The sequence below is a fragment of the Microcystis sp. M061S2 genome (genome assembly GCF_020245605.1).
In the GTDB taxonomy this organism is placed as follows: Bacteria; Cyanobacteriota; Cyanobacteriia; order Cyanobacteriales; family Microcystaceae; genus Microcystis.
In genome coordinates, this window is the sequence record NZ_JADBUP010000126.1 from 25,751 (window position 1) to 32,257 (window position 6,507).

Here is a 6,507-nt window from a genome sequence, read left to right on the forward strand (position 1 = left end):
AGAACAGGAAAAGGGCTAGAGATACCCCTAAGAAAAACAATTGGCAAAGAAATCGATAGTTTCCTGTAAAGCGACAATAAAGCTATCAATTTCTTCGCGGGTATTATAAAAATATAGACTTGCCCGCGCGCTGCCGGAAGCATCAAAAAGGCGGTGTAGAGGTTGGGTACAGTGATGACCAGAACGAATAGCGATTCCTTCGTGGTCTAATAAAGTAGCTAAATCACTAGCATGAATCCCTTCCACATTAAAGGCGGCTAAACTAGCCCGACCTTGGCCCGTTAAACTAGGTGGCGGCCCGTAAATTCTTAAACCCTCAATTTCTCCTAATTTTTTGAACAAATAGGCGGTTAACTCTTCTTCGTAGGCATGAATATTATCCATCCCTAAACCCATTAAATATTCTACCGCAGCACCGAGGGCAATCGCTTCGCCAATAGCGGGGGTTCCCGCTTCAAATTTGTGGGGCAGTTCCGCACAGGTAAAATGGTCTAAATAGACTTCTGCAATCATTTCGCCACCGCCAAAAAAGGGCGGCATTGCCTCTAAAATCGCCTCTTTGCCGTACAAAAATCCAATACCGGTGGGGGCGCACATTTTATGACCACTAGCCACCAACCAATCACAATCTATGGACTGCACATCAATGGCTAAATGGGGGACACTTTGACAGGCATCAATTAATACTTTCGCCCCGACTTGATGGGCAAGGCTGACTATTTCGGCAACGGGATTAATACAGCCTAATGTATTAGAAACATGGAGGACAGCAACTAATTTAGTTTTGTCAGATAACAAGGATTTATATTGTTCTAAATCAAAGCTTTCTTCGCTGGTTAACTGCACATATTTAATCACTGCTCCCGTCTTTTGGCAGACAATTTGCCAAGGGATTAAATTACTGTGGTGTTCCATCACCGAGAGAATAATTTCATCCCCTGCTTTCAGGGTATTTAATGCCCAACTGTAGGCGACTAAATTAATCGCTTCCGTGGCGTTGCGAGTATAGACAATTTCCTGACGAGAAGCGGCATTAATAAACCTAGCCACCTTATCTCTGGCCCCTTCGTAGGCTTCCGTTGCCCGGACACTTAAAGTATGCGCCCCCCGATGCACATTGGCGTTATCTTTTTCGTAATAGTTTCGCAGGGTTTCTAATACTTGAATGGGTTTTTGGGAAGTGGCGGCACTATCGAGATAGATAAGGGGTTTATCGTGTACGGTTTGATGGAGGATAGGGAAATCGGCGCGGACTTTTTGGGCGAGGGTTTTTTCTTGGATAATTGTCATTTTAGTCAGGAGTCAGAGGGGTACTTTGGGCAGGTTGGCACCCACCCCGGTAGAGTTATTCCACACTGCGACAGGCGACACATTGCCCCAATCTTTGGCGGAGGGATTCTAGAGGAATTTTAGCTAAAATCTCGGCCGAGAAAGCATCAATTAACAAACTGCGGGCGGTGTCGGCACTTAAGCCCCGGCTTTGCAGATAGAATAAATCATCGGCTTCCAGTTGGCTAACGGTTGCCCCGTGGGAACATTTGACGTTATCGGCGGTAATTTGTAATTCGGGTTTGGTGTTGACTCGTGCCTTGTTAGAAATTAACAAATTCCGATTTAACTGGGAGGCGTTGGTTAATTGGGCGGGTTTGGGAACAAACACTTTACCATTAAAGATGGCGTGAGCGCTACCATCAACGATACATTTATGCAGTTGGTTGGCGATGCCGTGGGGATGGTTGAGATAGATGGCGCTGTGGGTATCGGCGGTTTGTTGTCCGGTAATCATGGCTAATCCGTGCAGATTTGTCTCGGTTTGTTCTCCTTTTTGCAGGATATCGAGGTTATGACGGCAGAGTTTAGCTCCTAGATTTATCTCGTTGAGAGTGTAACGGCTATCGCGCCCTTGTTCAATTATCGTGCGTCCGATGTGAAAACCATCTCCCGATTCCCGTTGTACTCTGGTATGGATAACCTCGGCGTTGGCTTCGAGGTAAATTTCCGTGACAGCGTTGGTGAAATAAGAGTAATTTACAGGTAAATCGGAGCAATGTTCGGCTAAAGCTCCGTAATTCTCGATAATATTGACACTAGCTCCAGTTTCCGCCACGATTAGGCTATGGGGCTGATAAAAGCGGGGAATTTCCTCCACAACGGTGATAAATAGGAGATGTATCGGGGTTGTGACGACGGTGTTAGCGGTGACGTGAATTACTGCCCCATCGCTTAGTCCAGCTTGGTTGAGTGCGGTAAAAAATTCGGGTGTTTTTTCTTTGCCTAGATAGTTGACAAGAACATTTTTTTGTGCATTGGCGAGATTGCCGACGCTGACACCGGGGGGTAAAGCGGAGATATCGGACAATTCGGGCTGATAAATGCCGTTAACGAAGACTAGGTGGCTGTTTTTGGCTTCGGGCAGTAAAAAAACAGCCAGAGCATTTTTATCGATTGTAACGGGTTGGGGGGCGCGAAAATCGATCGCCCAGAGTTGACTTAAATCGGTGAATTGCCATTCTTCGTCTTTTCTGCCTGGGATGGCTAATTCTTGAGCTTTACTGGCTCCCGATTCTCTTAATTCGAGAATTTTACCGTTATCGATAGTGGGAACCGTTTCTCGCGACAATTTTAACAATAATTCTCCTGATTGTTCAGGTTTCGTGATTATGGCTGTCATTGGTAAGAGGGGGTTGGAGGGTTGGGGTGTGGGAATTATGAATTATGAATTATGAATTGGGGAGAGGGTAGAGAGGAGAGGGGGAGAATAAGTAAAAATAATCTCCTGACTACTGATAACTGATAGCTAGATTATTTAACGGCTAATAATTGTTCGTCGAGGAAATCGTAGCCAGTTCTTTCTAATTCAAGAGCTAATTCTTTACCGCCACTGGTGACAATGCGCCCATCGTACATAACATGAATAACATCGGGTTCAATGTAGTTGAGCAGACGCTGATAGTGAGTGATAAGTAAAAAAGCGTTATCGGGAGTAGCTAAGTGATTGACTCCCTGAGCAACAATTCGCAAAGCATCGATGTCTAAACCGGAGTCAATTTCATCGAGAATTCCTAAAGTGGGTTCTAATAAAGCCATTTGTAGGATTTCATTACGTTTTTTCTCACCACCGGAGAAACCTTCGTTTAAACTTCTGCCAAGAAAGCTAGGATTCATCTGGACAACTTCTAGTTTTTTCTCGACTAATTCCTCAAAGTCAAAACTATCTAATTCTTCCGAGCCTAAATATTTTTGTCTGGCATTATAGGCAACGCGAAGAAAATCGAGGTTACTAACGCCGGGGATTTCTAAGGGATATTGGAAAGCGAGAAAGATACCCATAAGCGCTCGTTCATCGGGTTCTTTGTCTAAAAGATTTTCCCCTTTATAAATTATTTCTCCCCCAGTTACTTCATAATCGGGATGTCCAGCGATTACTTTGGAAAAGGTGCTTTTTCCTGAGCCATTGCGTCCCATAATTGCGTGGGTTTCACCTGCTTTAATTTCGAGGTTAACTCCTTTAAGAATCTGGTTTCCATCAATACTAGCGGTCAGATTTTTTACCGATAAAATTACTTCACTCATGTTTTTTTTGTTGGCAGGTGCAAATATTTCTAGAGACTAATTATATTTCAGCGAACACTGATAACTGATAACTGATAACTGTTATCCGACGGTTCCTTCTAGCTTGAGACTGAGGAGTTTATCGGCTTCGGCGGCGAATTCCATCGGTAATTTACTGAGGACATCTTTACAGAAACCACTGACTAACATAGAGACAGCATCTTCCTCGGAAATACCCCGTTGTGCGAAGTAGAATAATTGGTCTTCACCGATTTTAGAGGTAGAAGCTTCGTGTTCTACTTTAGCACTGTTGTTATCCACCTGAATATAGGGAAAAGTGTTAGCTTCGGCATTATCTCCAATCAGCATAGAATCACACTGGGAGTAATTTCTTGCTCCCTTGGCTTTCGGTCCCATTTTCACTAAACCGCGATAACTATTTTGGGAGTTACCCGCAGAAATTCCCTTAGAAATAATGGTACTCTTGGTGTTGCGGCCAATGTGAATCATTTTCGTACCTGTATCGGCCTGTTGTTTGTTATTAGTTAGGGCAATTGAGTAGAATTCCCCGACGGAATTATCGCCGACTAAGACACAACTGGGATACTTCCAAGTAATTGCCGAACCAGTTTCCACCTGCGTCCAAGAAATTTTAGAATTAACTCCTTTACAAAGACCCCGTTTAGTGACGAAATTGTAAATACCTCCCTTACCATTGGCATCACCAGCGTACCAATTTTGCACCGTCGAATATTTAATATCCGCATTATCGAGGGCGACTAATTCCACGACGGCGGCATGAAGTTGATTACTATCGTACATCGGAGCGGTGCAACCCTCTAAATAACTTACCGATGCCCCTTCCTCAGCGACAATTAAAGTCCTTTCAAATTGTCCAGTCTCACCGTTATTAATCCGAAAATAGGTGGACAATTCCATAGGACAGGCGACACCTTTGGGGATAAAAACAAAGGAACCATCGCTAAAAACGGCAGAATTAAGAGCGGCAAAATAATTATCACCCACGGGAACCACAGTACCGAGATATTTCTGCACTAAGTCGGGATGTTCCTGTAAAGCTTCCGAAATAGAACAGAAAATAACCCCCTGTTCTGCTAGTTTTTCTTTAAAAGTTGTGGCGATAGAAACGCTGTCAAAGATAGCATCCACAGCGACGTTAGAAAGGCGTTTTTGTTCCGAAAGGGGAATGCCTAATTTTTCAAAGGTTTCGATTAAAGTGGGGTCAACTTCTTCAAGACTGTTGAGTTTTTCTTTTTTCTGTTTGGGTGCAGAGTAGTAGATAATATTTTGATAATCAATGGCAGGATAGGAAACGTGCGGCCAACTGGGTTCGGTCATCTTTTGCCATTGATGGTAGGCCCGGAGACGAAAATCGAGCATGAATTCCGGTTCCTTCTTTTTCGCCGAAATTAAGCGAATAATCTCCTCATTCAAACCGCGAGGGATGGTTTCCGATTCGATATCGGTGATGAAACCGTACTTGTAGGGTTGGTTAACGAGGTTTTTAACGGTGGTTGCACTCATGGGGGTTAGTGTTCTCTCTACGCGGTAGGCAGGGGAGGCAGTTAAACAACTTTATTGTTGTTTAAATTGATTATATAATAGATTAACAACAAAGCTGTTGTCAAAGTCACGGAAAATTTGAGAGGATGCTGGTAAACCTCTGTTATTCAGGTTACTCTGGAAGGGTAGTTGGCCGCTCCTTGACCCTCAGCAATTGTACGCTAAAGCCTCTGTTTTTGGTATCATGACCACGACTCAACCCGCCTCGACGAAAGACGATATTCTGCAATATTTGCTCAAAAACGGTCAATCTACTGCCCAAGACTTGGCCGAGGAGTTAAGCATTAGTCCGCAAGCGACGCGACGCCATCTTAAGGATTTGGAGGGGGAAGGACTGATCGAATATTTTGCGGTACAAAATAAGATAGGACGGCCTCAGCACATTTATCGTCTCAGTCGTCAAGGTCGTGGCCGTTTTCCCCATAATTACGATAATTTCGCTGTTTCTTTCCTCAATACTCTCGTGGAGACGGTGGGAGAGCAACAGGTGGGGGAAATTCTCAAAAAACAGTGGCAACGCAAAGCGGCAGAATATCAATTGCGCCTCGGCAAGGAGTCTTTAGGGGAAAGAATGAGAAAATTGCTAGAAATTCGCCAAGAGGAGGGTTATATGGCAGAATTAGTGGCACTGGAAGCAGAAAATAGTTATATCCTGGCCGAGCATCATTGCGCTATTGCTGAGGTGGCCGGTTCCTATCCCAGTATCTGTGGCCATGAATTAGAAATGTTTGCGCTGCTGCTGCCTGATTGTACGATCGAACGGACTCACTGGATCAACCAAGGTGAGCAACGATGTGGTTATCTAATTAAGTGCAAGGGTTGAAAGGGGGAGATTAGAGATTTTCATCGGGATTTATGCCCAATTCCCGCAGTTTAGCCGCTAATTTTGCGGATTTCTGCCTTTCCTGTTCAACTTGGGTTTCTGCCTGTTGTGCCGCTTCTGCGGGAGTGGGTACTAATTCCCCTTCGGGGGTAAAATAGCGCAATTTATTGGCAGATAAACCCAAATATAAGCCTAATTGTTGACTCCAGAGCCATCCCTGAGAATTGGGGGTAATCGGTTGATATTGACCGCTAATTAGGGTAAATCCTTCAAATTCTAAGCTTTCTGGGTCAAACCAAAAATAATCGGGAGTGCGAAATATATCTTGATAAATTTGTTTTTTCTCCTCTCGGTCAACTTTGGCGGTACTATCGGAGAGAATTTCCACAATTAAATTGGGATATTTGCCCTCTTCTCGCCAAACTACCCAACTTCTGCGGTTAGGATTGGGATTTGTCCCCAAAACCACGAAAAAATCAGGACCACGGCAGAATTCTGACTTTTTCTGGTTAGGACTGTAATAAATGGTTAAATTGCCGGCGGCAAAA

General features: G+C 44.1%; 6 protein-coding genes. 1 reads left to right on the top strand and 5 read right to left on the bottom strand.

What is annotated here, in order from left to right:
* Positions 1 to 27: 27 nt before the first annotated feature.
* The 4 genes from IM475_RS19610 to sufB all read right to left on the bottom strand — a co-directional run bounded on the left by IM475_RS19610 (position 28) and on the right by sufB (position 5,097).
* Positions 28 to 1,290, bottom strand: coding sequence for a SufS family cysteine desulfurase (locus IM475_RS19610; RefSeq protein WP_046660942.1), 1,263 nt, complete (start codon positions 1,288 to 1,290; stop codon positions 28 to 30).
* A gap of 55 nt (positions 1,291 to 1,345) precedes the next feature.
* Positions 1,346 to 2,671, bottom strand: coding sequence for a Fe-S cluster assembly protein SufD (sufD, locus tag IM475_RS19615; protein ID WP_287728813.1), 1,326 nt, complete (start codon positions 2,669 to 2,671; stop codon positions 1,346 to 1,348).
* A 131-nt stretch (positions 2,672 to 2,802) separates the two neighbouring features.
* Positions 2,803 to 3,573, bottom strand: a complete 771-nt coding sequence (sufC, locus tag IM475_RS19620; RefSeq protein ID WP_002778368.1) for a Fe-S cluster assembly ATPase SufC — start codon at positions 3,571 to 3,573, stop codon at positions 2,803 to 2,805.
* An 81-nt stretch (positions 3,574 to 3,654) separates the two neighbouring features.
* Complete coding sequence (gene sufB / locus IM475_RS19625; RefSeq protein WP_104396676.1) at positions 3,655 to 5,097, bottom strand: Fe-S cluster assembly protein SufB; 1,443 nt, start codon at positions 5,095 to 5,097, stop codon at positions 3,655 to 3,657.
* Between the two features lie 223 nt (positions 5,098 to 5,320).
* Between sufB and sufR the strand changes: the two genes are divergently transcribed.
* Positions 5,321 to 5,959: an iron-sulfur cluster biosynthesis transcriptional regulator SufR gene (gene sufR / locus IM475_RS19630; RefSeq protein WP_287728814.1), complete on the top strand. Its 639-nt coding sequence runs from the start codon at positions 5,321 to 5,323 to the stop codon at positions 5,957 to 5,959.
* Between the two features lie 10 nt (positions 5,960 to 5,969).
* On the opposite strand, the gene IM475_RS19635 is transcribed toward sufR, so the two are convergent.
* On the bottom strand, positions 5,970 to 6,507 hold a 538-nt coding region (locus IM475_RS19635), incomplete at its 5' end, for a Uma2 family endonuclease (protein WP_287728815.1).

Excerpts from the sequence above, each read along its gene's own strand:
- sufD (WP_287728813.1), bottom strand. The coding sequence starts at position 2,671 with ATGACAGCCATAATCACGAAACCTGAACAATCAGGAGAATTATTGTTA.
- sufC (WP_002778368.1), bottom strand. The coding sequence starts at position 3,573 with ATGAGTGAAGTAATTTTATCGGTAAAAAATCTGACCGCTAGTATTGAT.
- IM475_RS19610 (WP_046660942.1), bottom strand. The coding sequence starts at position 1,290 with ATGACAATTATCCAAGAAAAAACCCTCGCCCAAAAAGTCCGCGCCGAT.
- sufR (WP_287728814.1), top strand. The coding sequence starts at position 5,321 with ATGACCACGACTCAACCCGCCTCGACGAAAGACGATATTCTGCAATAT.
- sufB (WP_104396676.1), bottom strand. The coding sequence starts at position 5,097 with ATGAGTGCAACCACCGTTAAAAACCTCGTTAACCAACCCTACAAGTAC.